This is a genomic window from Aeromonas sp. CA23, from assembly GCF_002587065.1.
GTDB lineage: Bacteria > Pseudomonadota > Gammaproteobacteria > Enterobacterales > Aeromonadaceae > Aeromonas > Aeromonas bestiarum.
Map to the genome: position 1 here is coordinate 1816241 of NZ_CP023818.1, position 26290 is coordinate 1842530.

General features: G+C 59.3%; 27 protein-coding genes. 16 read left to right on the forward strand and 11 right to left on the reverse strand.

The window, feature by feature from the left end:
- Window positions 1-39 precede the first annotated feature (39 nt).
- From CK910_RS08610 to deoD, 7 genes are all read left to right on the forward strand, one after another.
- On the forward strand, window positions 40-828 hold the full coding sequence (locus CK910_RS08610; protein WP_065402197.1) for a TatD family hydrolase: 789 nt from the start codon (window positions 40-42) through the stop codon (window positions 826-828).
- A gap of 213 nt (window positions 829-1041) precedes the next feature.
- Entirely contained in the window at window positions 1042-2316 is a 1275-nt protein-coding gene (locus CK910_RS08615) for a NupC/NupG family nucleoside CNT transporter (RefSeq protein WP_043139798.1), read from the forward strand.
- A 123-nt stretch (window positions 2317-2439) separates the two neighbouring features.
- Entirely contained in the window at window positions 2440-2610 is a 171-nt protein-coding gene (locus CK910_RS08620; RefSeq protein WP_005305103.1) for a XapX domain-containing protein, read from the forward strand.
- A 392-nt stretch (window positions 2611-3002) separates the two neighbouring features.
- Window positions 3003-3776, forward strand: a complete 774-nt coding sequence (gene deoC / locus CK910_RS08625; protein ID WP_098982271.1) for a deoxyribose-phosphate aldolase — start codon at window positions 3003-3005, stop codon at window positions 3774-3776.
- 106 nt (window positions 3777-3882) lie between these two features.
- The gene (deoA, locus tag CK910_RS08630; RefSeq protein ID WP_098982273.1) at window positions 3883-5214 is read left to right on the forward strand and encodes a thymidine phosphorylase; all 1332 of its coding nucleotides are present in this window, start codon (window positions 3883-3885) and stop codon (window positions 5212-5214) included.
- 14 nt (window positions 5215-5228) lie between these two features.
- Window positions 5229-6437, forward strand: coding sequence for a phosphopentomutase (locus CK910_RS08635; RefSeq protein WP_098982276.1), 1209 nt, complete (start codon window positions 5229-5231; stop codon window positions 6435-6437).
- 154 nt (window positions 6438-6591) lie between these two features.
- The gene (gene deoD, locus CK910_RS08640; protein ID WP_043139789.1) at window positions 6592-7305 is read left to right on the forward strand and encodes a purine-nucleoside phosphorylase; all 714 of its coding nucleotides are present in this window, start codon (window positions 6592-6594) and stop codon (window positions 7303-7305) included.
- 93 nt (window positions 7306-7398) lie between these two features.
- Here the strand turns inward: deoD and CK910_RS08645 are convergent, their stop codons facing one another.
- Entirely contained in the window at window positions 7399-8016 is a 618-nt protein-coding gene (locus CK910_RS08645) for an AhpA/YtjB family protein (RefSeq protein ID WP_065402193.1), read from the reverse strand.
- Window positions 8017-8136: 120 nt separating this feature from the next.
- On the opposite strand from CK910_RS08645, the gene serB reads away from it, so the two are divergent.
- Both serB and CK910_RS08655 read left to right on the forward strand, forming a co-directional pair.
- Window positions 8137-9147 carry a phosphoserine phosphatase SerB gene (gene serB / locus CK910_RS08650; protein ID WP_098985045.1) on the forward strand — a complete coding sequence of 337 codons (1011 nt, stop codon included), beginning with the start codon at window positions 8137-8139 and terminating at the stop codon, window positions 9145-9147.
- A gap of 54 nt (window positions 9148-9201) precedes the next feature.
- Window positions 9202-10107, forward strand: coding sequence for an alpha/beta hydrolase family protein (locus CK910_RS08655; RefSeq protein ID WP_098982278.1), 906 nt, complete (start codon window positions 9202-9204; stop codon window positions 10105-10107).
- Window positions 10108-10257: 150 nt separating this feature from the next.
- On the opposite strand, the gene CK910_RS08660 is transcribed toward CK910_RS08655, so the two are convergent.
- Window positions 10258-12636 (reverse strand): PilZ domain-containing protein, encoded by a 2379-nt coding sequence (locus CK910_RS08660; protein ID WP_098982281.1) that lies wholly within the window; start codon window positions 12634-12636, stop codon window positions 10258-10260.
- A gap of 100 nt (window positions 12637-12736) precedes the next feature.
- On the opposite strand from CK910_RS08660, the gene radA reads away from it, so the two are divergent.
- Complete coding sequence (gene radA / locus CK910_RS08665; RefSeq protein WP_043142423.1) at window positions 12737-14101, forward strand: DNA repair protein RadA; 1365 nt, start codon at window positions 12737-12739, stop codon at window positions 14099-14101.
- Window positions 14102-14212: 111 nt separating this feature from the next.
- Here radA and CK910_RS08670 read toward each other — a convergent pair whose 3' ends face one another.
- Window positions 14213-14593, reverse strand: a complete 381-nt coding sequence (locus CK910_RS08670) for a PilZ domain-containing protein (protein WP_043142420.1) — start codon at window positions 14591-14593, stop codon at window positions 14213-14215.
- Between the two features lie 101 nt (window positions 14594-14694).
- Window positions 14695-15177 carry a sigma D regulator gene (gene rsd, locus CK910_RS08675; RefSeq protein WP_098982284.1) on the reverse strand — a complete coding sequence of 161 codons (483 nt, stop codon included), beginning with the start codon at window positions 15175-15177 and terminating at the stop codon, window positions 14695-14697.
- Between the two features lie 341 nt (window positions 15178-15518).
- On the opposite strand from rsd, the gene hupA reads away from it, so the two are divergent.
- Both hupA and CK910_RS08685 read left to right on the forward strand, forming a co-directional pair.
- Window positions 15519-15791 carry a nucleoid-associated protein HU-alpha gene (hupA, locus tag CK910_RS08680; protein ID WP_005305063.1) on the forward strand — a complete coding sequence of 91 codons (273 nt, stop codon included), beginning with the start codon at window positions 15519-15521 and terminating at the stop codon, window positions 15789-15791.
- Between the two features lie 101 nt (window positions 15792-15892).
- The gene (locus tag CK910_RS08685) at window positions 15893-16318 is read left to right on the forward strand and encodes a hypothetical protein (protein WP_005320448.1); all 426 of its coding nucleotides are present in this window, start codon (window positions 15893-15895) and stop codon (window positions 16316-16318) included.
- A gap of 82 nt (window positions 16319-16400) precedes the next feature.
- Here the strand turns inward: CK910_RS08685 and CK910_RS08690 are convergent, their stop codons facing one another.
- Together CK910_RS08690 and dusA are read right to left on the reverse strand one after the other, a co-directional pair.
- Window positions 16401-16550 carry a hypothetical protein gene (locus CK910_RS08690; protein ID WP_098982287.1) on the reverse strand — a complete coding sequence of 50 codons (150 nt, stop codon included), beginning with the start codon at window positions 16548-16550 and terminating at the stop codon, window positions 16401-16403.
- 2 nt (window positions 16551-16552) lie between these two features.
- The gene (dusA, locus tag CK910_RS08695) at window positions 16553-17539 is read right to left on the reverse strand and encodes a tRNA dihydrouridine(20/20a) synthase DusA (RefSeq protein ID WP_098982288.1); all 987 of its coding nucleotides are present in this window, start codon (window positions 17537-17539) and stop codon (window positions 16553-16555) included.
- A gap of 138 nt (window positions 17540-17677) precedes the next feature.
- Here dusA and zur point away from each other — a divergent pair, with 138 nt between their 5' ends.
- The 3 genes from zur to CK910_RS08710 are packed head-to-tail and all read left to right on the forward strand — an operon-like array spanning window position 17678 to window position 18822.
- A complete protein-coding gene (zur, locus tag CK910_RS08700) occupies window positions 17678-18136 on the forward strand; it encodes a zinc uptake transcriptional repressor Zur (RefSeq protein WP_080741192.1) in 459 nt (152 codons plus the stop codon).
- Complete coding sequence (locus CK910_RS08705; RefSeq protein ID WP_016351979.1) at window positions 18126-18587, forward strand: chemotaxis protein CheX; 462 nt, start codon at window positions 18126-18128, stop codon at window positions 18585-18587. Before zur ends, CK910_RS08705 begins: the two co-directional genes overlap by 11 nt.
- A gap of 4 nt (window positions 18588-18591) precedes the next feature.
- The gene (locus CK910_RS08710) at window positions 18592-18822 is read left to right on the forward strand and encodes a hypothetical protein (protein WP_043554511.1); all 231 of its coding nucleotides are present in this window, start codon (window positions 18592-18594) and stop codon (window positions 18820-18822) included.
- A gap of 71 nt (window positions 18823-18893) precedes the next feature.
- Here the strand turns inward: CK910_RS08710 and brnQ (CK910_RS08715) are convergent, their stop codons facing one another.
- From brnQ (CK910_RS08715) to CK910_RS08725, 3 genes are all read right to left on the reverse strand, one after another.
- Entirely contained in the window at window positions 18894-20171 is a 1278-nt protein-coding gene (gene brnQ / locus CK910_RS08715; protein WP_253852849.1) for a branched-chain amino acid transport system II carrier protein, read from the reverse strand.
- Between the two features lie 436 nt (window positions 20172-20607).
- A complete protein-coding gene (brnQ, locus tag CK910_RS08720) occupies window positions 20608-21915 on the reverse strand; it encodes a branched-chain amino acid transport system II carrier protein (RefSeq protein ID WP_098985046.1) in 1308 nt (435 codons plus the stop codon).
- A 190-nt stretch (window positions 21916-22105) separates the two neighbouring features.
- A complete protein-coding gene (locus CK910_RS08725) occupies window positions 22106-22816 on the reverse strand; it encodes a tRNA1(Val) (adenine(37)-N6)-methyltransferase (RefSeq protein WP_098982291.1) in 711 nt (236 codons plus the stop codon).
- A gap of 128 nt (window positions 22817-22944) precedes the next feature.
- Here CK910_RS08725 and srmB point away from each other — a divergent pair, with 128 nt between their 5' ends.
- Complete coding sequence (gene srmB / locus CK910_RS08730) at window positions 22945-24168, forward strand: ATP-dependent RNA helicase SrmB (protein WP_098982293.1); 1224 nt, start codon at window positions 22945-22947, stop codon at window positions 24166-24168.
- A gap of 190 nt (window positions 24169-24358) precedes the next feature.
- Here srmB and yaaA read toward each other — a convergent pair whose 3' ends face one another.
- Together yaaA and tapU are read right to left on the reverse strand one after the other, a co-directional pair.
- Window positions 24359-25132 carry a peroxide stress protein YaaA gene (gene yaaA / locus CK910_RS08735; RefSeq protein ID WP_043142400.1) on the reverse strand — a complete coding sequence of 258 codons (774 nt, stop codon included), beginning with the start codon at window positions 25130-25132 and terminating at the stop codon, window positions 24359-24361.
- A 31-nt stretch (window positions 25133-25163) separates the two neighbouring features.
- Complete coding sequence (gene tapU, locus CK910_RS08740; protein ID WP_043142397.1) at window positions 25164-26273, reverse strand: type IVa pilus ATPase TapU; 1110 nt, start codon at window positions 26271-26273, stop codon at window positions 25164-25166.
- Between the last annotated feature and the right edge of the window lie 17 nt (window positions 26274-26290).

Consider the following 26290-nt stretch of genomic DNA (forward strand, 5'->3'; position numbering starts at 1 on the left):
GAGTAGACCCATCAAGTACGACAAACAGGTGAAAGCGACATGCAACTGATCGACACCCATTGCCATCTCGATTTTCCCGTCTTCGATCCAGACCGGGCGGCGCTGCTGGCCGAGTGCCGGCAGTTGGGGGTGGGCGAGTATATCATCCCCGCCGTGGGAGAGGAAAACTGGACTCGCGTGATGGCGCTGGCGGAGCAGTACCCGGGAATCACCTACGGGCTAGGCATTCACCCCTGGTATGTGGGCACCCAGACCCAGGGAACACTGACGCGATTGCAGGCGTTATTGGCTGCCCGGCCCCGTGGCTTGGTGGCGGTCGGGGAGTGCGGGCTGGATCTGCGCAGCCAGGTGCCGCAGGAGGGACAGCTTGCCTGGTTCGAGGCGCAGATCAGACTGGCCATGGAGCATGAGCTGCCACTGATAGTCCATTCGGTGCGGGCCAACGACACGGTTGCCAAAATCCTGCGCCGCTTCAAACCGGCAAAGGGGGGCGTCATCCACGCCTTCAGCGGTTCGTTGCAACAGGCGCGGGCGTTCTGGCAGCTTGGGTTTCGGCTGGGGATCGGTGGCGTCATCAGCTATGAGCGGGCCAACAAGACCCGGGAGGCGATCCGCGACATGCCGCTGGAGGCTCTGCTGCTGGAAACGGATGCGCCCGACATGCCGTTGCAGGGTCAGCAGGGCATTCCGAATACCCCCGCCAACTTGCCGAAGATTGCGCAACTCTTGGCCGAATTGCGGCAACAGCCCTTGAGTCATGTTGTCGCGGTGTTACATGAATCTACTTTTCACACTTTCCCGCTCGGACACTCTGAAATTAACACCTGATTAACTCTTGATAGCATCATGATAAAAAATGGGGCGAGTAAAAATCGTTTGCGGTCTAATTTGACGACCTCTAGCGTATTTCATGCTTATAAAATGTGACCAGCATTCTACTTTGTCGCACCGTAATTAGTATAATGCGCACCCTTGATTGATGGCTTTGAGATACAAGTTGTTAACAAGCTGGAAGGTGCTACTAAAGAGGAAGTGTTAATAATGAATTTGATTATGGGTCTGGTAGGGATGGCAACACTCATCCTTATCGCGGTGCTGTTCTCCAGTAATCGCAAAGCAATAAAAATTCGCACCGTAGCCGGTGCCTTTGCAATTCAAGCTGGACTGGGTGCATTCGTGCTGTACGTCCCGGTTGGCCGAGATATTCTGGTGGGTGTATCCGATGCCGTTTCCAGCGTCATCGGTTATGGTCAAAACGGTATCGAATTCCTGTTCGGTGGTCTGGTCAGCAACAAGATGTTTGAAGTGTTCGGCGGCGGCGGCTTTATTTTTGCCTTCCGCGTTCTGCCCGTCATCATCTTCTTCTCCTCTCTGATCGCGGTTCTCTATTATCTGGGCATCATGCAGTGGGTAATCAAGCTGCTGGGTGGTGGCCTGCAAAAAGTACTGGGCACGTCCCGTACCGAATCCCTCTCTGCCACGGCCAACATCTTCGTCGGTCAGACCGAAGCCCCGCTGGTGGTGCGTCCCTTCATCTCCAAGATGACTGACTCCGAGCTGTTCGCCGTCATGTGTGGTGGTCTGGCTTCCGTCGCCGGTTCCGTGCTGGCCGGTTATGCCTCCATGGGCGTCAAGATGGAATACCTGATCGCCGCCTCCTTCATGGCTGCCCCGGGTGGTCTGTTGTTCGCCAAGTTGCTGGTACCGGAAACCGAGACCCCCAACTATGACGAAAACAATGCCGATGGCGATCTGGAAGACAAGCCTGCCAACGTGATCGATGCCGCCGCCGCCGGTGCCTCCGCCGGTCTGCAACTGGCCCTGAACGTGGGTGCCATGCTGCTGGCCTTCATCGGCCTGATCGCCATGATCAACGGCATCTTCGCCGGTGTGGGTGGCTGGTTCGGTTATCCGCAGCTCTCCCTGGAACTGCTGCTGGGCTGGTTGTTCTCCCCGCTGGCCTTCCTGATCGGTGTACCCTGGAGCGAGGCCGTGGTGGCCGGTTCCTTCATCGGCCAGAAGCTGGTGGTGAACGAGTTCGTGGCTTACCTGAACTTTGCCCCTTATCTGAAGGATGAAGTGCTGATCAACGGCGTGGCCATGTCCGAGCACACCAAGGCCATCATCTCCTTCGCCCTGTGCGGCTTTGCCAACCTGTCCTCCGTTGCCATCCTGCTGGGTGGTCTGGGCTCGATGGCACCAAACCGTCGCGGCACCATTGCCAAATTTGGTTTGAAGGCCGTACTGGCCGGCTCTCTGTCCAACCTGATGTCTGCCACCATCGCAGGCTTCTTCCTGGCACTGACAGCCATGTAATATTTGCCTGATACTCAGGTAAAGACGAACGCCACAGCGAAAAGCTGTGGCGTTCGCGTTTGGAGCGGTGACAACCGTTTTCCTTTCTAAACTAATAATAAAATGAGTCAAATCGGAGGTTATATGAATGAAGTGCTACTGGCGATGGCGGCCGGCTTTATCGTTGGCTTGTTGTTTTCTTTCCTCAAATTGCCGATCCCGGCCCCACCCGTACTGTCCGGGGTAATGGGGATAGTCGGGGTCTATCTGGGGGGGCTGGCGTACTCCTGGATACTCACACGCTTCTTCTCTTAACGCACTTTTCAGTACCGGATTTGCCAGATGTGAGGTACCTCTGAAATTGGCAAATCCGGCTTGCAAACACGGGGTATCTCGGCTGAAATAGGCATTGCCAGCAGGGTGCTGGCATTGACTAATGCCCGATCAAATCGGGTGTTGGCGGTCAAATGGAATTGATTGGGAAGTCGGGTCAGCAGTTGTCGGCCTTTCTCAAGTCTTCATGGAACCAAGTCCGCACTTTTGTAAGAAAGTGACAGGGCTCTTGCCTTATTTACAGCCATATTGCCTGTGCATGCGCGCTGTAATTCCATTCCCGTATCCTTGGGAGTCGTGTCTTGCTGGTTGCGTTGCGACAAGCAGGCGCTCGCCCCTGGAAGCAGGATCAAATCGAGACTTTGGAGAACAGAATGACTGATCTGAAACTGGCCGCCCAACGCGCCCTGAACCTGATGGACCTGACCACCCTGAATGATGATGACACCGATCAGAAGGTCATCGACCTGTGCCGCAAGGCCAAGTCTCCGGCCGGCCTGACCGCTGCCGTCTGCATCTATCCCCGTTTCATCCCCATAGCGCGCAAGACACTGCGTGAGATCGGCGCCGCCGACGTGCGCATCGCCACCGTGACCAACTTCCCCCATGGCAACGACGACATCGAGATCGCCGTGGCCGAGACCCGTGCCGCCGTGGCTTACGGCGCCGACGAAGTGGACGTGGTGTTCCCGTACCGCGCCTTCATGGCTGGCAATGAACAGGTTGGCTTCAGCTTGGTCAAAGCTTGTAAGGAGGCCTGTGGTGACAAGGCGCTGCTGAAAGTGATCATCGAGACAGGTGAACTGAAAGAAGAGGCGCTGATCCGTCGCGCCTCCGAGATCTCCATCGACGCCGGTGCCGATTTCATCAAGACCTCCACCGGCAAGGTGCCGGTCAATGCGACCCCGGAAGCGGCCCGCATCATGATGGAAGTGATCAAGGCCAAGAACCCGAAAGTCGGCTTCAAGCCGGCCGGTGGCGTGAAAGATGCCGCCGTGGCGGGTCAGTACCTGGCCATGGCCGAAGAGATCCTGGGCAAGGACTGGGTATCCGCCCGCACCTTCCGCTTTGGTGCATCCAGCCTGTTGGCCAGCCTGCTGGCCACGCTGGGGCATGGCGACAAGCCTGCCAACACCAGCGGTTACTAAGTTGATGAGAGGGCGAGCGTGGCTCGCCCTGTTATGCCCCCGCCAGACGGCGCGCGGGCAGGGATAACGGCTTATGTGACGCCAGCAATGGCGGAGGGAATGAAAGATGTTTTTGCCTCAAGAAATTATTCGAAAGAAGCGCAACGGTGAAGCGCTCAGTACCCAAGAGATTCAATTCTTCGTTCAGGGCATTACCAACAACACCATAGGCGAGGGCCAGATTGCGGCACTGGCGATGGCGGTCTACTTCAAAGACATGACCATGGATGAGCGGGTTGCCCTGACCTGCGCCATGCGCGACTCCGGCATGGTATTGAACTGGGATCACCTCAATCTGGGTGGCCCCATCGTCGACAAGCACTCCACCGGTGGCGTGGGTGACGTAGTCTCCCTGATGCTGGGCCCCATGGTCGCCGCCTGCGGTGGCTTCGTGCCCATGATCTCCGGTCGTGGCCTGGGTCACACCGGCGGCACCCTGGACAAGCTGGATGCCATCCCCGGCTACCAGACCTCGGTCGACAACGATCTTTTCCTGAAAGTGGTGAAAGAGGCGGGTGTCGCCATCATAGGCCAGACCGGTGATCTCGCCCCGGCCGACAAGCGCATCTATGCGGTGCGCGACATCACGGCCACCGTCGAATCCATCGCCATGATCACCGGCTCCATCCTCTCCAAGAAACTCGCCTCCGGGCTGGAAGCCCTGGTGATGGATGTGAAAGTCGGTTCGGGCGCCTTTATGCCGACGTTTGAGGCATCTGAGGAACTGGCGAAGAGCATAGTCGCCGTGGCCAACGGTGCCGGTTGCCGCACCTCGGCCCTGCTGACCGACATGAACCAGGTGCTGGCCTCCAGCGCTGGCAACGCCGTGGAAGTACGCGAAGCCGTGCGCTACCTGACAGGTGAATACCGCAACCCGCGCATTCACGAAGTTACCATGGCCCTGTGCGCCGAGATGCTGATCTCCGCCCATCTGGCCAGCGACGATGCCGATGCCCGTCGCAAGCTGCAGGCCGTGCTCGACAACGGCAAGGCGGCCGAGATCTTCGGTCGCATGGTGACCGGCCTCGGCGGTCCGTCCGACTTCATGGAACGTTATGATAGTCATCTGCCCAAGGCTGCTATTGTGCGCCCCGTGTATGCGGCCAATGCCGGCTTCGTGACGGCCATGGATACCCGGGAGCTGGGTCTGGCCGTGGTCGCCATGGGTGGCGGTCGTCGCGCAGCCGGTGACAAACTCGATTACGCCGTCGGTCTGACCGACTTTATCCGCCTGGGCCAGAGCGTCGATGCTGACAAGCCGATTGCCCTGATCCACGCTCAAACCGAAGAGCAATTTGCTCAGGCTGCCAGCATGGTGCAGGCGGCTGTCAAGATCGGTGACACTCAACCCCAGGCCCTGCCTGAGGTCTACCGTCGCATCGGTCTGGCTGATTTGTAACAAGGGGAAGTCCCATGAAACGTACCTTTATTCTGATGATGGACTCTTTCGGTATTGGCGCCGCCGCCGATGCCGACAAGTTCGGAGATGTGGGCGCCAACACCCTTGGCCATATCGCCAAGGCCTGTGCCGCCGGTGAGATTGAAGGCCGTGGCGCCCTCAATCTGCCAAACCTGAACAAGCTGGGTTTGGGCCATGCCGGTGAGCTGGCCTCCGGCTACTTCCCGGCAGGCTTGAAGAAGGATATCGAGGTGGTCGGTGCCTACGGTTTCGCCCAGGAGCTCTCCTCCGGCAAGGACACCCCGTCCGGCCACTGGGAGATCGCAGGCGTGCCCGTGCTGTTCGAGTGGGGTTACTTCACCGATCACCACAACAGCTTCCCGCAAGAGCTGCTGAACTCCATCGTCGAGAAGGCGGGTCTGTCTGGTTACCTCGGCAACTGCCACGCCTCCGGCACCCAGGTGCTGGATGATCTGGGCGAAGAGCACATGCGTACCGGCAAGCCGATCCTCTACACCTCTGCCGACTCAGTGTTCCAGATCGCCTGTCACGAAGAGACCTACGGTCTCGAGAAACTCTATGAGCTGTGCCACATAGTGCGCGAGCTGCTGGAGCCCTACAACATAGGCCGGGTCATCGCCCGTCCGTTCGTGGGCAGCGGCAAGGGCAACTTCAAGCGTACCGGCAACCGTCACGACTACTCCGTGCTGCCGCCGGCACCGACCGTGCTGGATTACATGAAAGAAGCGGGTGGCCAGGTGGTCTCCATCGGCAAGATCGCCGACATCTATGCCAACCAGGGCATCACCAAGCAGGTGAAGGGCACCGGCCTGACCGAGCTGTGGGATCGCACCCTGGAAGAGGTGAAAGCAGCCGGTGACAACACCATCGTCTTCACCAACTTCGTGGACTTCGACTCCTCCTACGGTCACCGTCGTGACGTGAAAGGCTACGCCGATGCACTGGAGTATTTCGACTCCCGTCTGCCGGAGCTGTTCGAGATACTGCAAGATGGCGATGTGGTGGTGCTGACCGCCGACCACGGCTGCGATCCGACCTGGAACGGTACCGATCACACCCGTGAATATATTCCGGTGCTGTTCTTCGGCAAGCCGGTCAAGGCCGGTTCCGTCGGTCGTCGCGAGACCTTTGCCGACATAGGCCAGAGCATAGCGGCGTACCACGGTCTGCCCAAGCTGCAATACGGTACCAGCTTCCTGTAAGGCCGATTTTGGGTGGCGCCTTGCGGTCTATGCTGCAGGGCCTGCCCAGGTTGCAGTGCGGCACTCGCCTCCTGTAATTTACCCGCCCGTCACCTCGGTGGCGGGCAACCAATAAAGACAATAAAACTCAACCTAGTGTGAAGGAATCAAGAGAATGGCAACTCCTCATATCAATGCGAAAGATGGCGCCTTTGCTGATACAGTGCTGATGCCGGGCGACCCCCTGCGCGCCAAGTACATCGCCGAAACCTTCCTGGAGAACGTCGAGCAGGTGTGCGACGTGCGCAGCATGCTCGGCTTCACCGGTACCTACAAGGGCCGTCGCATCTCCGTCATGGGTCACGGCATGGGCATCCCGTCCTGCTCCATCTATGCCAAAGAGCTGATCACCGATTACGGTGTGAAGACCCTGATCCGCGTGGGCTCCTGTGGCGCCGTGCGTGAAGACGTGAAACTGCGCGACGTGGTGATCGGCATGGGTGCCTGCACCGATTCCAAGGTCAACCGTCTGCGCTTCAAGGATCACGACTTCGCCGCCATCGCCGACTTCGGCCTGGTTGCCAATGCCGTGCAAGCCGCCAAGAACAAGGGCGTTGCCGTGCGCGTCGGCAACATCTTCTCCGCCGACCTGTTCTACACCCCGGACCCTTCCATGTTCGACGTCATGGAAAAGTACGGCATCCTGGGTGTCGAGATGGAAGCCGCCGGTATCTACGGCGTGGCCGCAGAGTACGGTGCCAAGGCACTGACCATCTGCACCGTCTCCGACCATATCCGTACCGGTGAGCAGACCACCTCCGAAGAGCGTCAGCTGACCTTCAACGACATGATCGAAATCGCACTGGATTCCGTGCTGCTGGGCGACTGATCCGCAGCCTAGACTCCATGCAAAACGGCGACCCCAGGGTCGCCGTTTTTTTATGGTTCGTGGCCGTAGCGCCGGGCCTTGAAGCCTATGGGATCAGGCGCTCGGTGCACCCGATGAGGGCGGACTCTTCTTCTTGTGTTTGCGCACCCGCATGTAGTTGCGGCGTACACCATAGGAGATAAGCAGACCGGCCAGCAGCGCCACCAGCAGCATCAGCCGCTGTTTCTCCTGTATCACCTTGAGTCGGGTGTCCTTGTCCGCCAGCAGTTGCTGCTCTTCCAGGGTGATGCGCAGGTAGCCAATGGTTTGCTCCCCATCCAGGATCTCCTGCACAAACTGGATGCGGCCCTTGCCCTGCTCTGGTACCGATTTATTGTTGTCGCCGATGGGCAGCAGGCTGTCCAGTGGTACGGCGGCATCCGATTGGGCGAGGGGGATGCCACGGGCATCGTAGAGGGTCGCATCGAGGATCTCGGGCTCGGCGGCCAGATCCTGGGCCAGCCGTTCCAGCTCACTGTTCTTGTCCTCCTTGATCCAGCGCTTCATGTCGCGGGCGGCATAGGCGACCAGCGCCTGGGCACGGTTGCGCGCCTCGCTGTGCAGCGAGGCCTGGCTCTCGCCCTGCATATGGATGAGCACTCCGAGCACCCAGAGGCCGAGCAAGATGCCGGCACCCAGACTGAGAACACGTTTGATGGGAAGATGACGCAAGCGTTGAACCTCCTGACGACGAGCGGTGGCGGGATCTTGGCGCTTGCCTGTACAAAAAGCAATACGCTACTCTGGGCCAGCTTTGTTAACCCCATGATCACCAAGGAAGGCTCTATCTCTATGCTGTTGTCCCAATTACCCGCTGCCTTGTCCGAGTGGCCAGAGTGCCTGCCCAGTGCCCCCTGGTGGCAATTGACGCCGCAGGCGCTGCTGCCCGTCGCCAAACCGCTGGACGGCGCCTGGCTGGTGCTGTTTGGCAAGCCCCTTGCCGCCTGCCATCTGGCGCGCCTGGCCGAGTCGCTGGCCGCGCAGGATATGCAGGCCCAGCTCTATCCGCCGAGCAGCCCGGCCGGGGTACCCTTGCTGTTGTTGGGAACGGACAGGTTCTCCCCCGAGCTGGTGCAGTTGCTCAAGGCCGAGGAGTGGGACATCGACATCTGTCATCTATCCGCGCTGCCGACCCTGAGCGAGCCCGGCTTGCTGGTGATGGACATGGACTCCACTGCCATCCAGATCGAGTGCATCGATGAGATCGCCCGCCTGGCGGGTGTGGGCGAGCAGGTGGCCGCCGTGACGGCCGCGGCCATGCAGGGCAAGCTGGAGTTTTCCGACAGCCTGCGCAATCGGGTCGCCCTGCTGGCGGGGGCGCCGGTCACCATTCTCGACGAGGTGGCGGCCCAGATGCCCTGGATGCCGGGCCTGCAATTGATGGTCGATACCCTCAAGCAGTCGGGCTGGAAGGTGGCGATCGCCTCGGGCGGTTTCACCCGTTTCGCCGGTGAGTTGCAGCAGGCACTCGGGCTGGATGCCATCTTCGCCAACGAGCTGGCAATCGAGGGGGCACAGCTGACCGGTCAGGTGAGCGGGCGCATAGTCGATGCCAGCGTCAAGGCAGAAGTGCTGCAACAGCTGGCGACAGAGTTCGGTATTCGTCCTGCCCAGACAGTGGCCATTGGCGATGGCGCCAATGATCTCAAGATGATGGGGGTGGCCGGACTCGGTATCGCCATTCACGCCAAACCGCTGGTGCGGGCCCAGGCTGCGGCCACCCTAAACCATCATGACCTGGAAGGGGTGATCTGCCTGCTGGGGGCTCTTGCCTGTCGCGATCGCCGCTGGGATCGCAACTGATCCCTGATTAGCCGCGCACAACTGACCCCACGTCACGGAGGACGTCACATCGAGATGGAACTGTTACAGCAATCCCTGTTTATCCCCTGTGGCGCACATCAACTGCATGTGCGTCACATACAGCCGCGGGTGGCGGTACATGGCGAGCCAATCCTGATGGTGCACGGCGCCATCGAGAATGGCCGCATCTTTTATACCGAATCGGGCAAGGGACTGGCCTGCTTTCTGGCACACCACGGTTATCAGGTCTATGTGGCCGATCTGCGGGGGCGGGGCTTGAGCACCCCGGCCATCGCCGAGCAGTCGGAGCATGGCCAGCATGAGTTGATCACCGAGGATCTGCCCGCTTTGCACCGCTGGATTGCGGCGCGTCACAGCGGTTTCAAGCTGCACTGGATGGCCCACTCCTGGGGTGGCGTCATCATGGCCTCGACTCTGGTGCGTTTTCCTGAGCTGATCGAGCAGATCGCCAGCCTGGTGTTTTTTGGCACCAAGCGCGGGGTATCGGTACAAAACCCCGAGCGCTGGTTGAAGGTGGACCTCATCTGGAATCGACTGGCGCCCTGGCTGGCCCGTCGCAGCGGTTTTCTGGCGGCCCGCCGTCTGAAGATGGGGGCGGATGACGAACCGCTGCGCTACTTGCAGGAGACGATTCCCTGGGTCAAATGCGGTCCCTGGAAGGACCCGTACGACGGCTTTTCCTATGACGAAGCCGCGGCGCGGGTCAACTGGCCGCCGCTCTGGATGATTTCAGCCAAGGCTGACAAGGTGTTGGGGCACCCGACCGACGTGCGCCGCTTCAGTGCCGAGATGGGGTCCGCCACACGTCACACCCGGCTTGGCAAGGACAACGGCAACCGGCTCGATTACGATCACATCAACATGCTGACGGCGCCACAGGCACAGGAGGATCATTTCCCGCAGATCCTCGCGTGGCTGCTCGACCCGCAGGCGGCGTGATGGAGACAAGGCTGGCGGGAGCTGGTCGTTATCCTGATGTGCTGATATAGGGATAAAAATAATGGCGGGCCCGTGGCCCGCCATTATTTTCTTGCTGATTTGCCAGGCCGTCATCCGCGCTTGAGCAGGAGCGTTGGTATGAGTCGCCGCTCAGTTGATGGGCGGGGTGATGCCGAGCCGGAACAGGGTGGCCTGACTGGTATCGGTCAGCTCGCCCACCCCTACCACGCTCCACAGCTCCTCCTCCAGCTTCTTGGCCTTGTGGATGGCGAACTTGGCGATGTAATCCAGCTCGTTGGCGATGAAGTTGGTATCGGGTCGGCCGGTGCGAGAGATGCCGACCAGTACCGAATAAAACTCCCCCTGACGCAGTGCCAGCTCGATGAAGCTGCGCTTTTCCGCCATGTCCTGGAAACTGCTGGCCAGCCGGCTGGAGAAGACGGGCAGGCCGGCCGGCGTGTGCAGACTGGCGATGTAGACCTCTTCCTCCTGCGGCTTGTCTTCCCGTTCGATGGCGCGCAGTGGATTCATGATCAGCTGCTTGAGCAGATCCCCATGGAACAGGGGATAGAGGTTGTCCTGATTCCCCTGCTCGGCGCAGGCCCGCAACAGGCGTGACAGGCTGCGATCCTGCGGGGCATGGCCGACCGAAGCCGGCTTGGGCGCGCCCTTCAGCTTGTTGATGTAGACGGGAGTGCTGAAGATATGGTGGGTGTAGATGTTGCGCAGTGCCCTGGCCATGCCGCGATAACGACGCTGCTCCTGCGCCGCCTTGAGCTTGTTCTGGTTGCTCTCGATCAGCAGGCTGAAGAACTGGCGGCCGGTGTGGCGCTCAGGATCCCCCTCGATACACAGATGCAGTACGGTCCGGGTCAGGTTGATGCTGACCAGCCGGTAGGGGAGGCGTTGCAGATCCATGCTCTTGGAGAGCTCCTGCAGGCGGGGCAGGGCCAGGGTGACTATGTCATCCTTCTCTCCCTCGAACGCCTCTTCCAGCTCTATTTGCATGCCGTGGGCCGAGATGTCGCGGGTCCAGCCAAGCCAAGCCCGCCCGTTGTGTTTGATGGCCACGGCCGTCTTGTGGATGTAGCGTGCCTCTTTGCGCAACTGCACATAATGCAGCGTCTCTATCTCGAAGGGCGCAGCCCCGAGATCATGGCCGAAGCGTTGCAGATCGTTGGCATTGTGCTGCACGCTGGCGTCGTAGTGAAACTCTTCCCGCTGGCTGTCGAGGCCGATATCTTGCAGCAGGCCGACGTAGTTTATCTGCCGGAGCCGCTCCTGCAGCAGCATGTCTTGCAACTGGGGGCTGTCCTGGCTCTGCTGGCTGGCGAGATCGGCCTCGTGCAGATCGCAGCGCTCCAGGCTGAACTTGTATACGCGCCAGCTGGGGCGGCGGGCACCGACCTGGAAGAAGAGAGACATCAGGCCGCTCTGTTGCAACTCTTCCCGGGTGGCGGAGAAAAAGTAGAGGTGGCTGCGCACCGAATGAGTGAAGCAGTAGATCAGGGTCTCCCGCAGGGTGCCCGGGGCCGGCAGCAGGGATTGCATACGGGCCGCCGAGAACAGGCTGGCGAGCATGTCTCGGTTCTTGGCATCGCGCCAGTATTCGAGGATGTGCTGATTGTTCTCGGTACGCAGGGCTATCTCCAGGCTGGGGCTGTCTCCCGAGCCGAAGAACAGCGGCATGCCGGTCATGCGTGGCAGGTAGAACTGCTCGTAGCCCTTGATGATGGCGGCAGACAGCAGATAGTCGACGCTGACCCGATAGCGGTTCTTGTTGTTCTCGATGAACTCGGCCAGGAAGCGGTCAAAGCTGGTGTGCTCGCCGGTTTTGATCAGTCGCAGCCAGTACTTTCCCTCCTTGCTCTCCTCACCCAGGATCTGATAGCTGACCGAGTGGTGCAATATGGGGTTGGGATGGTCCCGCTCCAGCCCGGTAAAGAAGACTTCGACCTGGGCACCCGTCTGATAGTTGGGCAGATAGGGAACCGAGACCCGGATCCCGCCGAGGGAGAGATCCGAGCTCTTGGCAAACAGTTTGTCGCCGTCGGCAAATTTGATGAGAACGGGAGAGCTGAAGTGCATCCGCTCCTGACGCCGGCCATAGTAGCTGGCGAAGGGAATGGGATTGACATCGTATTGGCGAAACGGGCTGGCAGGGGGCAACAAGGGACCATCACCCTTGCTCTGGTGGTGTTTCTGCCAATATTGTAGCGCTTCGTTGACACCCAGGGTGTAGACATCCCGGTACAGATAGCACTGGGACTGGAACAGACCTATGGCCTCGGCCGGCATGAAGTGGGTGACCCCTTCAAACTCATGGACCTGGCACTCCTCGCCCAGCTCGTCGCGCATGTCGATGACCCGCCGGCAGGGGGTGCATTTGCGTTTTATCTCCATCTTGATCAGGAAACGGCTGTTGCTGTTTTCGTCCTGCGTCAGGCGATTGAAGATGTCATCAAAATCTTTTTCTCTGAGCAGAGGAATGAGCTGTTCAATCAGGTGCTGTTGTTGTTCTGAATCCATGTGTTCCTGCCACGGAAAGTCACTTTTCCGATTCTGGGTTTGATCTGTCGGTCGCAAACAAGTATATCAAGCAGGAATTCATCCTGTCCCCGAGTTATCCATGGCCAAAAATAAAACTGCCTATGTTTGTACCGAATGTGGTGCCGACTTCACACGCTGGCAAGGCCAGTGCGGCGAATGCAAGGAGTGGAACACCATCACCGAGGTGCGTCTTGGCTCGGTGACGCCGGGCAAAAATGCCCGCTACACCGGCTACGCCGGCGCCATCGGCAGTCAGGTCCAGACGCTGGCGGAGATCGCCACCACAGAGATCCCGCGCTTTTCCTCCGGCTTCAAGGAGCTGGATCGGGTGCTCGGCGGCGGTGTTGTGCCGGGTTCGGCCATTCTGATTGGCGGCAATCCGGGGGCGGGCAAGTCTACCCTGCTGCTGCAGACCATGTGTGGTCTGGCCGAGCGGATGAAGACCCTCTATGTCACGGGGGAAGAGTCGCTGCAGCAGGTGGCGATGCGTGCCGGCCGGCTGGGGCTGCCTACCGACAAGCTGCGCATGCTGTCGGAGACCAGTGTCGAGCAGATCTGCATCATAGCGCAGCAGGAGCAGCCGCAGATCATGGTCATCGACTCCATCCAGGTGATGCATGTGGCGGATGTGCAGTCATCTCCCGGTTCCGTCTCCCAGGTGCGGGAGGCCGCGGCCCTGTTGACCCGTTACGCCAAGCAGAATCACGTCGCCATCTTCATGGTGGGCCATGTGACCAAGGATGGCACCCTGGCGGGTCCCAAGGTGCTGGAGCACTGTGTCGACTGCTCGGTATTGCTGGATGGGGCCAATGATTCGCGTTTTCGCACCCTGCGCTCCCACAAGAACCGCTTCGGTGCCGTCAACGAACTCGGCGTGTTCGCCATGACGGGGCAAGGCATGCGAGAGGTGAGCAACCCCTCCGCCATCTTCCTCAGTCGGGGTGAGGAACAGGCTCCCGGCTCCATCGTCATGGTGATCTGGGAGGGCACCCGGCCGCTGCTGGTGGAGCTGCAGGCGCTGGTGGACTACTCCCAGCTCTCCAACCCGCGTCGGGTGGCCGTGGGGATGGACCACAACCGCCTCGCCATGCTGCTGGCGGTATTGCATCGTCACGGCGGCTTGCAGATGGCGGATCAGGATGTCTTCATCAACGTTGTGGGGGGCGTCAAGGTTGAAGAGACCAGTGCGGACCTGGCTCTGTTGCTGGCCATGGTTTCCAGCTTCAGAGATCAGGCCCTGCCCAAGGATCTGGTGGTGTTTGGTGAAGTGGGCCTCTCCGGTGAGATCCGGCCCGTGCCGTCCGGTCAGGAACGATTGCAGGAGGCGGCCAAGCATGGCTTCCGCCGCGCCATAGTACCTCACGCCAATGCGCCCAAGCACCCCATAGAGGGAATGGAAGTGGTGCCGGTGAAAAAGCTGGCCGACGCGCTGGAAGCCTTGTAGTCATTGACGCAGCGGCGTTCCAAAACCTGGATTTAACCGATCTCGGCAATAAATCTCGGCAATAAAAAAGAGCGCCATCGGCGCTCTTTTTTATTGCCTCTGGAGGGCCCCTCAGGGGTGGGGGTGTTCCAGATGCTCGTTCAGCAGTTGCTCCAGTTCACGGTGGAGCAGCTCTTCATCTCCGACGTTGAGCTCTACCATCCGCTTGAGGTGGGTCGCGCTGTCGATGTCGATATGGTGGCAGTAGAATCCCAGCTTCTTGCTGGCCTCATGGGTTAGCTCGACCTGCATCTTGATCTCGATGTCGCTGCCGCTCAGCACGAAGCTGAGTGAATACTCTTTGTTGTCGTGGCTTTCCCAGTCATCGGGCCGGATCAAGAGCGCGCCCTGCAGGGATATATCCACCAGCTGGGTCCGCCATTTCTTATCGCCCTGGACGAGGTCGGCCATGGTCAAGTAAAGGATCCGTGAAAAACGGCGACGCTCGGACATTCTCATCTCCTGTCAGCAATAGGGTTTGGCGCTAAAGGTCATGACATAGAGTGTAATGCACCTTGCGCATCAGGATCTTGAACTGGCTCCGAAATTGGATATCAAACCTGTTGGGTGCTGAGTGACTCTACCACTTGCAACGCCTTGACCAGCCGGTCCTCCTGTTTGAAGCGATCCTCCAGCACCGGGCCGAGTTGATTCAGGTCTTCGTCCAGCAGCAGCAACTGAGCCTCATCTGCGTTGCTGTACTTGTCGTTGAATTCCAGTGCGAATTCGGTGCATGCCCGAATATTGGGGTAGATGCGTTTGGCGAGCTCGAGTTTGTCGCCGCTGGCTTTTTCGAAGGCGGTGACCACATGGTTGTAGATCTCGAAGTGACCGGCGCTGACGTAATCGACCAGCTGTTCACAGAAACGCTGCAGCTCGACATGGCCAGGGAGTGAGCGTTGCTTGGTGCGGGCGGGCGTCAGCCCGGCGAGCCGCATGTATTCGACCAGCAGAGCCTGCCTGGCATCCAGCCAGTCATCGATAGCCCGGTGTTTTCCTGCCAATGCGCGCTTGGTTTGTTCCAGTTCAGTTAACATAATCCCTCCGTGGGGCATAGGCATGGAGTGCTATCGCTACAGGCCTCCGGCCTTTCTTATTGACTGACGACACTCCCTATAACTAGGGAAAATCCTGTTGACCGTCAATAGGTGCATGGGGATATTGTTACATCAGATGGTGTTTTGGCTACAAGACCCCATCATTTGCTCTCCTCTTCCAATCCATCGCGATAACGAAGGGGCGAGATATGTGACTATTTCCGCAGATCTTGATGAAAACCCCAGCATTCAAGCCAATCTGGCTGATAAAGCCTTTGCCTGAGTGTTTTTTTTTGAATAGAGTGGCCCGGTGCTAAATGCCCGATCATAAAGGAAATGTTATGAACAAAGCTCAACTTGTCGATGCAATTGCCGCCAAAGCCGATCTGAGCAAAGCTCAGGCCAAAGTTGCTCTGGAAGAGATCATCAATGGTATTACCCAGAGCCTGAAAGAAGGCGATGCTGTGCAGTTGGTGGGTTTTGGTACCTTCAAGGTGAACCATCGCGCGGGCCGTACCGGCCGTAACCCGCAAACTGGTAAAGAAATCCAGATTGCAGCCGCGAATGTGCCGTCCTTTGTGGCAGGCAAGGCGCTCAAAGACGCCGTCAAGTAATCGTGTAAAACCCGGCGCCAGCCGGGTTTTTTATTGCCATCGTCAGCGGAATTTGTTTCAGATACACTCAAGATATGGCGTGCGCCGTAGTGAGGTGGATGATGGAACAGAAAAATGCCATTCGGCAGGTTGCCGTACCTTGGGCTCCGTCCCGCCAACTCCCCCCAGGCCTGGTTGTGGCCGAACTTCATCAGGATATCTGGAGTGACTCCCTGACCGTCATGCTGGGTCGGGCGCGCAGCATAGATCTGCCGCCACAGATCCTGTGCCGGGTCTACTTTCGTCATATCTTCGCCGTGCGGGTCATGGAAGATTGCGATCTGTCGGAAGGCAAGGAGAGCCATGCCATCGAGGAGCAGATCCAGCTCATCACCCCGTCCCGTTTTGCCAGCTGGTTCCATCAGGAATCGGAGGGGCTTCATCTGGACGAGGATCTGCAGCATTATCGCATCTCGACCTGGGACTACTGTGCCGATGTGCTGACGTCATTTGCACCCGAACTGCAGTTTGTGGACAAGGGGGAATAGCGTCAGCGCGATGGCCACGCATAGAAAAGCCGGCAACACCTGGTGTTACCGGCTTTTTCATTGGTGCTGAAGGCGATGAGGATCAGCCCAGCAACTGCTCCCTGTGCAGGCCCAGCACGATCAGCAACCCGAGAAAGTAGAAGGCGCTGAGCTTGAGGCCGAGGATGGCGAGCAGGCCGGCGCAGAGCCGGACCAGCGCCTTGTGCAGCCATGAACCAGTGAAGCGATACATGATTACTCCACCGACTCGGCGCTGGCGAATTCCGGCACCTTGGCCATGGCATCCAGCACGACCTGAATGCCGGCGCCCGGCTTGCAGGCGTTCTCGCTCAGGTGACGACGCCAGGCGCGGGCACCCTGCATGTTCTGGAACAGGCCCAGCATGTGGCGGGTCATGTGGGATAGGTAGTTGTCCTTGGCCAGCTCCTGCTCCATGTAGGGCAGCATCATCCGCACCACCTCGTGACGGCTCGGCACAGCGTTGTTCTGGCCGAACACCAGATTGTCCACTTGCGCCAGGAGATAGGGATTCTGATAGGCTTCGCGCCCCATCATGACCCCGTCCACCTGCTGCAGGTGCTCCAGGGTCTGCTCGATGGAGGTGACACCGCCGTTGAGGGCTATGGTCAGTTCAGGATAATCCTGCTTGACCCGATAGACCCGCGGATAGTCGAGCGGCGGTATCTCGCGGTTCTCCCGCGGGCTCAGGCCGCTGAGCCAGGCCTTGCGGGCGTGTACGATGAAGGTATCGCAACCGGCATCGCGCACCTGCTCGATGAAGGCCTGCAAGAATTCGTAAGAGTCCTGCTCGTCGATGCCGATCCGGGTCTTGACGGTGACCGGGATGTCCACCACATCGCGCATCGCCTTGACGCAGTCGGCCACCAGCGCGGGTTCGCCCATCAGGCAGGCACCGAAGCGACCGTTTTGCACCCGATCAGAGGGGCAGCCGACGTTGATGTTCACCTCGTCATAGCCGCGCTCTTCGGCCAGTTTGGCGCAGCGCGCGAGATCGGCCGGATTGCTGCCACCCAGCTGCAGCGAGATGGGATGCTCCTGCTCGCTGTAGCCCAGATAATCCCCTTTGCCATGGATGATGGCGCCCGTGGTTACCATCTCGGTATAGAGCAAGGTCTGGCGGGTCATCAGACGGTGGAAATAACGGCAATGCCGATCGGTCCAGTCCAGCATGGGGGCGATGGAAAAACGCTGCGCCTGCATAAAAATCATCCGGGTTGGCTAAACAAAGGGGCCGGATTTTATCACAACGTGAGGCAGCCCCAGAAAATGAATTTTGTCGCCGCGCCACTGGGGGCCCTGTGATAGTATCCGGCTAATAAAAAGGGTATTTGCGTGATCATGAATCAAGACCAACTTTTACAACGAGCCGAACGACTCTGCGAACAACGCGGGATCCGCTTCACCCCTACCCGGCGCCAGGTTTTCACTCTGCTGGCTGCTCACGGCAACGCCATCAGCGCCTATGATTTGTTAGCCCAGCTGCAGCAAACCGAGGCTCATGCCAAGCCGCCTACTGTCTATCGGGCACTCGATTTTCTGCTCGAACAGGGCTTTGCCCACAAGGTGGAGTCGCTCAACGCCTTCATATTCTGTTGTCACTTTGACCATGCCCACCCGATGCAACTGCTGATCTGCGATCGGTGTGGCGAGGTGGTCGAACTCCATGACACGGCGATCGACAGCGCGTTTTCCGAGCAGGCCCATCAGCATGGTTTTACTATTACCAATAAGACAATAGAGGCACATGGCCAATGTGCTCGCTGTACGCCCACCGTAGGAAATCAACATGAAGGCTGATTTTGTAAACCCGTTCCTGCTTTCCCTGCTCAATGTGCTCTCCACCATGGCACAGTTGGAGCTTAAACCGGGTAAACCCAAGCGCAAGATGGATGAACTGGCGCGAGGGGATGTCTCAGGCCTCATCGGCATGGTGGGTCCGCAGACCCGTGGCTCGCTTTCCATCAGCTTCGAGAAGGGGTTGGCGCTCGAGATTATGCGCCGCATGCTGGGGGAAGCCCCCGCCACCATCAATGAAGAAGTGACCGACATGGTGGGCGAGATCACCAACATGGTCACCGGTGGCGCCAAGCGCATGCTGGGGGAGAAAGGCTACGAGTTCGACATGGCGACCCCCATCATAGTCTCGGGCCCCAACCACACCATCACCCACAGGGCCGATGGCACCAAGATCATGATGCCGTTCGAGTCAGATTATGGCCGGGCCACCATCGAAATCTGCTTCGAGTAACCCTATGTGGAAAGCGCTGAAATGGTTCTTCATCGGTTGGACTCTGCTGCTCATACTGTCTGATATCCAGATCAACACCTCGCTCTACAAGTACAACGACAACAAGGTGGTGGTGAGTTTTCCACGCTGGCAGGCAGACAGGCCCTGGGGCACCTTCCAGTGGCACGCCGGTCGGGTCGAGACCCACTGGTATGGCCTGGAAGGCAGGCCCAAACCGGTAGAGCCTCTGCTGTGAAGTCGACGACAACATCAGAAAATGAAAGAGGCCAGCATATGCTGGCCTCTTTTTTATTGGTTTGAGAGTGGTCAGGCGGCTTCGGCAGCCAGCTTCTCGCTGGAACGCGTCACCATGCCAAGGCCACAGGCCAGCAGGGTCGGCAGCAACCAGGCGAGGCCCTTGTCAAACAGCGGCAGGAAGGCGAAGGCATCCATCTTCATGCCGGCGGCGCCCAGGCCGTCCAGGCAACCGAACAGGAAGGCGACCAGCAGCACGGCGCGGAACACCAGACGAGGACGACCGAAGCAACCCTTCAGGAAGGTGACCAGCACCAGTGCCACGGCGACCGGATAGATGGCAACCAGCACCGGAATGGAGAGGCTGATGAGCTGGCTCAGACCCACGTTGGCCACCAGCGCACACAAGCTGCCCAGCAGCAGCACCCACTTGCGGTATGCCCAGCCGGTCAGCCCGTGGAAATAGTCGGCCCCGGCGCACAGCAAGCCGACCGCGCTGGTAAAGCAGGCCAGGGTAATGATGGCTGCCAGGATGAACTGGCCTGGCAGGCCAAACAGGCTCAACACATAGGCGTTGACGATGGCACCGCCATTGCTGATATCGCCGGCCACGCCGGCGGCACTGTTGCCGAGGTGAAAGAGCGAGATGTAGACCGCCGACAGGCCCGCCGCCGAGATCAGGCCGGCGATGGTCAGGTACTTGAACTGGCTCGGATAATCCTCGATTCCTTTCTGGCGCAACAGGCCGATGATGAGGGTGCCGAACATCAGGGACGCCAGGGTATCCATGGTGTTGTACCCCTCCAGCATGCCTCTGATTAGGGGGGTGTCGACATACTCGCCGCTGGCTTCCGGCATGCCTCCCTGTGGTGCAATGAATACGCCGAGTGCGAGGATCAGCAACATCACCATCAGTGCCGGGGTCAGATATTTGCCGATGGCATCGAGCAGCTTGCCCCGATCCAGCGCTATCAGGCTCACCAGGGCAAAGAAGGGCAAGGTGTAGAGCAGCAAGCCGCTCTGACCGGCTGCACCCAGCCAGGGTTTGAGTCCCATCTCGTAGGCGACCAGGCCGGTGCGGGGAATGGCAAAGGCCGGCCCCATGATGATGTAGATGGCGATGGCCAGCGCCGTGGCCGTTCCGGCAGGCAGATAGCGGGTCATCGCCGTCCAGCCACCGCTACCTTGCCCGGCACAGCTCTTTGCCACGGCAATCAGGGTAAGCAGGGGCAGGCCCACCGCCGTCAGCAGGAAACCTGCCATGGCAGCCATCAGATGCTCACCGGCCATAAAGCCGGCCAGCGGTGGAAAAATGATATTGCCTGCCCCCAGATAGAAGGCAAACGTCATAAAACCCAATCCGAATATGTCGGACAACTTAAGTGATTTCGTCAAATCTAACCTCATCTGCCATGTCTATTTTTTTGTCTCTTGTTTTCACCTGCGACTGGGCAGATTCCGGGCCTGCTTGCTGCCATGGGAATGATCCAACGGAACCGTTTCCTCAAATGCAGCAATGAATGGCCCATTAATAGCATAACAAACTAATTTGATTGGCCAATATCAGATTAATATTTTGAAACAATTCTTTATTTTGGTATTTGCTACCGGTCGGCTGGCGGCAATGGTGATATGGAAGGTCAGAACCCTGTCCGGCTACACTCTTAGGCAAGCTCGTGACTCTGGCTGTATCGCCAGATGGAGAGGATCAACACAACCCCGCTTCGCGGCAAAAAACAAAGAGCCTGCACAAGGCAGGCTCTTCAGAAGGCATAGCGAAGCGGGATCAGGCGGCTTCGGCAGCCAGCTTCTCGCTGGAACGCATCACAACGCCAAGGCCACAGGCCAGCAGGGTCGGCAGCAACCAGGCGAGGCCCTTGTCAAACAGCGGCAGGAAGGCGAAGGCATCCATCTTCATGCCGGCGGCGCCCAGGCCATCCAGGCAACCGAACAGGAAGGCGACCATCAACACGGAGCGGAACACCAGGCGCGGGCGACCGAAGTAACCCTTCAGGAAGGTGACCAGCACCAGGGCCACGGCGACCGGATAGATGGCGACCAGCACCGGAATGGACAGGCTGATCAGCTGGCTCAGACCCACGTTGGCGACCACGGCGCAGATGGCACCCAGCAACAGCACCAGCTTCTTGTAAGCCACACCCGTGAGGTTGTGGAAGAAGTCGGAGCAGGCGGAGATCAGGCCCACGGCCGTGGTGAAGCAGGCCAAGGTGATGATGGCCGCCAGAATGAACTGACCTGGCTGGCCGAACAGGCTCAGCACGTAGGCGTTGACGATGGCACCGCCATTGCTGACGTCGGTGGCGACGCCGGCAGCCGTGTTGCCCAGCTGGAACAGGGAGACATAGACCACGGACAGGCCGATGGCGGAGATGACGCCGGCGATGGCCAGATACTTGAACTGGCTACGGTAGTCGTGGATGCCTTTCTGACGCAGCAGATCGACGATCAGGGCGCCAAACATCAGGGACGCCAGGGTGTCCATGGTGTTATAGCCTTCCAGGATCCCTTTCACGAAGGGGCCGTTCTGATAGTCACCGGACGCGGCTGGCATTGTACCCTGCGGCGCGATGAACACACCCACGGCCAAGGTCAGCAACAGCAGCATCAACACCGGGGTCAGGTACTTGCCGATGGCATCCATCAGCTTGCCCTGGTTCATGGAGACCAGTACGGCGACTCCGAAGAAGATCACTGTGTAGGCAGCCAGACCGGCCTGACCCAGGTCGCCAATGAAGGGCTTGAGGCCCATCTCGTAGGCCACCAGACCGGTTCGGGGAGCCGCGAAGGCCGGGCCTATGATGATGTAGATGGCGACCGCCAGTGCGGTTGCCAGTCCGGCAGGCAGCAGTTTGGTCATGCCGGCCCAGCCGTTGCCCGCCTTGGCGACGGCGAGGATGGTAATGAGGGGCAGGCCCACGGCGGTCACCAGGAAGCCCAGCATGGCCAGGGAGAGGTGCTCGCCAGCCATGTAGCCGGCCAGCGGCGGGAAAATGATGTTGCCGGCGCCCAGATAGAAGGCAAAGGTCATGAAGCCCAATCCGAGTACATCGGATAATGTGAGTGATTTCGTCAAGTTCAACCTCGTCTGTCTTGTAAACTATTGCTTGTTATCGTTTTTATTCATCTCTGAGTAATATTTCTCAGGAGTAAAAAAAAGGAGCGCCGCTTGTTTTTTCATCATAACCAGTGGTTTGAGCTGGTCTGGAGCGGGCGCTCGTTTGATAGTCAGCATAATGGCGTGAAAAAATAGTTCAAGACGAAATTTACATCTTCAAATAGAAGGGGTGGGTCAGTTGGATGTATCTGTTGGAATAGTCTCCATCAGCAGAATGGATCACAATCTCATCCTGCTCACACCTGCTTAATCCTCTGCCAAGTAGCAATAAAACACGATTTGCCTCTTTACCTGCCCTGGTGATAACAGCTGTATAACAAACGCCATGCAGATCATAATCCGCCGAGATGCCTAAAATTTCATCGGCCATGGCGGTTGGCAGCACCAGGGCTACCTGTCCGGTGGCGCTCAGCAAACGGTGGCACGCAGCCAGCAGATCCCGGCTGCCGAGTGCCCCCGTATGGCGGGCCAGCGCCCTGGCCGGATCGCTGAATGACTGACCTGCCACGAAATAGGGCGGGTTGGAGACGATGAGATCATAGGGAGGGGCCTGATAATCCTGGATGGCGTTTTCCACTATGTTGACCCGTGAGGCCCAGGGGGAGGCCGCCACGTTCTCGCGCGCCTGCGTCGCTGCCCCCATATCCAGTTCCACCCCGTCAATGAGGCAGTCGGCATGGCTGCGCTGGGCCAGCATCAGGGCGATCAGGCCGCTGCCGGTGCCAATGTCCAGCACCCGGCGGGCGTCGACAACCGGAGCCCAGGCGCCCAGCAGTATGCCGTCCGTGCCCACCTTCATGGCGCAGCGGTCGTGCTCGACGTGAAACTGCTTGAAGGTAAAACCACTATTTCGTCCCATCTGACCCCCACCATATGCCGGCTACACAGAAAATGGTCGGCGATTATAGCGACTAAGCCACAGTCACCATAGGAGCCGACGACATAATCGCCTATAATCTGCCGTTTCCTTAATGACCGAGTATTGCCATGAGCCAGTCCTTTGATGATTTCGACCTGAATCCAGCCCTCAACCGGGCCTTGGCCGAGATGGGATTCACCCGCCCCACCACCATCCAGCAGATGGTGCTGGAGCCAGCCCTGGACGGCCGCGATATTCTGGCATCCGCTCCGACCGGCACCGGCAAGACGGCTGCCTTCCTGCTGCCCGCCCTGCAACATCTGCTGGACTTCCCGCGCCGCAAGCCGGGCCCGTGCCGCATGCTGATCCTGACCCCGACCCGCGAACTGGCCCTGCAGGTCACCGCCCACGCCAAGGCGCTGGCGGTGCACACCAACCTCAGCATCGAGACCATCATCGGCGGCGTCAGCCACGACGAGCAGCTGCCAGCCCTGACCAAGACCACCGACATAGTGGTGGCGACCCCGGGTCGTCTGCTCGAGTACATAGAGAAAGAGGAGTTCGAGAGCCACGACATCGAGGTGCTGGTGCTGGATGAAGCGGATCGCATGCTGGACATGGGCTTCATCAAGGATGTGAACCGTATCGTGGCCGAGGCGCGCTATCGCAAGCACACCATGCTGTTCTCCGCCACCCTGGAAGGGGCCGGTCTCGAGAAGTTTGCCAACGAGATCCTCAACGAGCCGGTGGAGCTGCATGCCGAGCCGCCCCGCAGCGAGCGTCGCCCCATCACCCAGTGGGTGCATCTGGCCGATGACGCTGCCCACAAGCTGGCCCTGCTGGTGCATATCCTCAAGGATCCGGAAACCCAGAAGGCCATCGTCTTCGTCAGAACCCGTGAACGGCTGGCGGAGCTCTCCGGCCAGTTGCAGGCGGCCGGCGTCTCCTGCGCCTGGATCCGGGGCGAGATGGAGCAGAGCAAGCGCATCGAATCGATCCGCAAGTTCCATGCGGGAGAAGTGCCCTTCCTCATCGCCACCGACGTCGCCGCCCGTGGCATCGATCTGCCCAACGTCAGCCATGTCATCAACTACGACATGCCTTATGGCACAGACGTCTATGTGCACCGTATCGGTCGGACCGGCCGCGCCGGCAACCGTGGCTGCGCCATCAGCCTGGTGGAAGCCCACGACATGGGCATGGTCGCCAAGATAGAGCGTTACACCGAGGAGCGTCTCAAGCGCCGGGTGATCGACGAACTGCGTCCCAAGCACAAAGAGGCGCGGGTACCGGTGAAGAAGAAAAAGCCGAAGGATGGCAAGAAGAAGAGCGCTAAGAAGAAAAAGAAATAAGCTCATGCCTGCTGCAACGGCCATCCTCGGATGGCCGTTTTGCTTGCTGCCTGCGGTGAATGTGGTTGTGTTCGCGGATCGCGCGCAGAAAAAAGCCGACGCATAGACGTCGGCTGATAAAAAGTGCTTACAACAGAGGATTCACGTATTCAGACCCGGGGATCCTGAATTTGGTTCCCTCTTTCTGTAATTAATTTTCGGCGCGTTTAAACATCAGAGTCTGAGCGTCGGACTCTTCTGGCACGAAGTAGTAACCATCGACGTTGAAGCCGGTCAATTGTTCCACCTCGGTCAACCGGTGCTTGATGATGTGACGGGCCATCATGCCGCGCGCCTTCTTGGCGTAGAAGCTGATGATCTTGAACTGGCCGTTCTTCTCGTCCTTGAACACTGGGGTGACGATCCGCCCTTGCAGGCGCTTGGGTCGTACCGACTTGAAATACTCGTCGGAGGCCAGGTTGATCAGCACCTCATCCCCCTGCGCCGCCAGCGCCTGGTTGAGCCGCTCCGTGATGATGTCCCCCCAGAACTGATAGAGATCCTTGCCACGCGCGTTATCGAGCCGGATCCCCATCTCCAGCCGATACGGCATCATGAGATCGAGCGGACGCAGCACGCCGTAGAGGCCGGACAGCATGCGCAGGTGCCCTTGGGCGAAGTCGAGGTCCGCTTCGCTGAAATCCTCCACCGCCAGACCCGTGTAGACATCCCCCTTGAACGCCAGCAGTGCCTGGCGGGCATTGCCAGGATGGAAGTCGGGTTGCCACTGGGCGAAGCGGGCGGCGTTGAGACCGGCCAGCTTGTCGCTGATCTTCATCAGGCTGGCGATCTGATCCGGCGTCAGTTGGCGGGCCCGGGTGATCAGCTCGGCCGAATGATCCAGCAATTCGGGTTGGGTGAAACGGGAGCTCACCAGAGGCGACTCGTAATCCAGCGTCTTGGCCGGGGAAACCACAATCAGCATAACGATCCTTTATAGCGGTGACACATGCCCCTCATTCATCCAGGGTGACGTTGTCGAGTGTGCCTGCACCCAGCTGTTCACGGCCGGACAGCTTGATCAGCAGTCGCAGGTCGTTGGCCGAGTCGGCATGGGCAAGGGCCTCACTGTAGCCAATTTGGCCGGCACAGAACAGGGTGAACAGCGCCTGATCGAAGGTCTGCATGCCGAGCTCGGTAGACTTGGTCATCACCTCCTTGAGCCGGTGCATCTCCCCCTTGCGGATGATGTCGGTGATGAGCGGGGTGTTGAGCAGCACCTCGAAGGCCGCAAAACGGCGGCGACCGTCCACGCTCGGCAGCAGTTGCTGGGCGACGATGGCGCGCAGGTTGAAGGAGAGGTCAAACAGGAACTGGCGGTGTTTCTCCTGCGGTACCAGGTGGAGGATGCGATCCAGCGCCTGGTTGGCATTGTTGGCGTGCAGGGTGGCGAGACAGAGGTGACCCGTCTCGGCAAATTGCAGCGCAAACTCCATGGTCTCCTGGCTGCGGATCTCGCCGATGAGGATCACGTCCGGTGCCTGGCGCAACGAGCTCTTCAGCGCCACGTCGAACGACTCCGTGTCTATCCCCACCTCCCGCTGGGTGATCAGGCTGCGGCCGTGCTGGTGCACGAATTCCACCGGGTCTTCCACCGTCAGGATATGGCCATCGGCGTGCTGGTTGCGAAACCCTATCATGGCGGCCTGGGTGGTGGACTTGCCCGCACCAGTGGCGCCGACGAACAGCACAAGCCCGCGCTTGGCCATGGCCACCTCCTGCAAGATGGGGGGCAGGGTCAGCTCGTCGAAGGTCGGGATCCGGGTCTCGATACGGCGCAGCACCATGCCCGGCAGATCCTGCTGCCAGAAGGCGCTGACCCGAAAGCGGCCAAGATCCTCGCGGTGGATGGCGTAGTTGGCTTCCTTGGTGCGGATGTAACGCTCGAAGTGATCCTGGCTTAATGTCTCCTTGACCAGGGTCAGGGCACTCTTCTTGTCGAGCGGCTCTCCCCCCAGGGACTGCAGATGGCCGTTCACCTTGAGGGTGGGGGGCGTGCCGACCGTGATGAACAGATCCGAACCTTTGCGTGCGACCAGTTCGGTCAACAGGGCATCCAGACTCATAACGACTCCTTCCTTAG

Coding starts and splice junctions, on each gene's coding strand:
- CK910_RS08725 (WP_098982291.1), bottom strand. CDS start 22,816: ATGGGACGAAATAGTGGTTTTACCTTCAAGCAGTTTCACGTCGAGCAC.
- CK910_RS08620 (WP_005305103.1), top strand. CDS start 2,440: ATGAATGAAGTGCTACTGGCGATGGCGGCCGGCTTTATCGTTGGCTTG.
- deoC (WP_098982271.1), top strand. CDS start 3,003: ATGACTGATCTGAAACTGGCCGCCCAACGCGCCCTGAACCTGATGGAC.
- CK910_RS08710 (WP_043554511.1), top strand. CDS start 18,592: ATGTGGAAAGCGCTGAAATGGTTCTTCATCGGTTGGACTCTGCTGCTC.
- radA (WP_043142423.1), top strand. CDS start 12,737: ATGGCCAAAAATAAAACTGCCTATGTTTGTACCGAATGTGGTGCCGAC.
- CK910_RS08690 (WP_098982287.1), bottom strand. CDS start 16,550: ATGTATCGCTTCACTGGTTCATGGCTGCACAAGGCGCTGGTCCGGCTC.
- CK910_RS08635 (WP_098982276.1), top strand. CDS start 5,229: ATGAAACGTACCTTTATTCTGATGATGGACTCTTTCGGTATTGGCGCC.
- CK910_RS08685 (WP_005320448.1), top strand. CDS start 15,893: ATGGAACAGAAAAATGCCATTCGGCAGGTTGCCGTACCTTGGGCTCCG.
- rsd (WP_098982284.1), bottom strand. CDS start 15,177: ATGTTAACTGAACTGGAACAAACCAAGCGCGCATTGGCAGGAAAACAC.
- zur (WP_080741192.1), top strand. CDS start 17,678: ATGAATCAAGACCAACTTTTACAACGAGCCGAACGACTCTGCGAACAA.
- hupA (WP_005305063.1), top strand. CDS start 15,519: ATGAACAAAGCTCAACTTGTCGATGCAATTGCCGCCAAAGCCGATCTG.
- srmB (WP_098982293.1), top strand. CDS start 22,945: ATGAGCCAGTCCTTTGATGATTTCGACCTGAATCCAGCCCTCAACCGG.
- dusA (WP_098982288.1), bottom strand. CDS start 17,539: ATGCAGGCGCAGCGTTTTTCCATCGCCCCCATGCTGGACTGGACCGAT.
- brnQ (WP_253852849.1), bottom strand. CDS start 20,171: ATGACGTTTGCCTTCTATCTGGGGGCAGGCAATATCATTTTTCCACCG.
- CK910_RS08670 (WP_043142420.1), bottom strand. CDS start 14,593: ATGTCCGAGCGTCGCCGTTTTTCACGGATCCTTTACTTGACCATGGCC.
- serB (WP_098985045.1), top strand. CDS start 8,137: ATGCTGTTGTCCCAATTACCCGCTGCCTTGTCCGAGTGGCCAGAGTGC.
- CK910_RS08660 (WP_098982281.1), bottom strand. CDS start 12,636: ATGGATTCAGAACAACAACAGCACCTGATTGAACAGCTCATTCCTCTG.
- deoA (WP_098982273.1), top strand. CDS start 3,883: ATGTTTTTGCCTCAAGAAATTATTCGAAAGAAGCGCAACGGTGAAGCG.
- CK910_RS08655 (WP_098982278.1), top strand. CDS start 9,202: ATGGAACTGTTACAGCAATCCCTGTTTATCCCCTGTGGCGCACATCAA.
- tapU (WP_043142397.1), bottom strand. CDS start 26,273: ATGAGTCTGGATGCCCTGTTGACCGAACTGGTCGCACGCAAAGGTTCG.
- CK910_RS08610 (WP_065402197.1), top strand. CDS start 40: ATGCAACTGATCGACACCCATTGCCATCTCGATTTTCCCGTCTTCGAT.
- yaaA (WP_043142400.1), bottom strand. CDS start 25,132: ATGCTGATTGTGGTTTCCCCGGCCAAGACGCTGGATTACGAGTCGCCT.
- CK910_RS08705 (WP_016351979.1), top strand. CDS start 18,126: ATGAAGGCTGATTTTGTAAACCCGTTCCTGCTTTCCCTGCTCAATGTG.
- deoD (WP_043139789.1), top strand. CDS start 6,592: ATGGCAACTCCTCATATCAATGCGAAAGATGGCGCCTTTGCTGATACA.
- CK910_RS08615 (WP_043139798.1), top strand. CDS start 1,042: ATGAATTTGATTATGGGTCTGGTAGGGATGGCAACACTCATCCTTATC.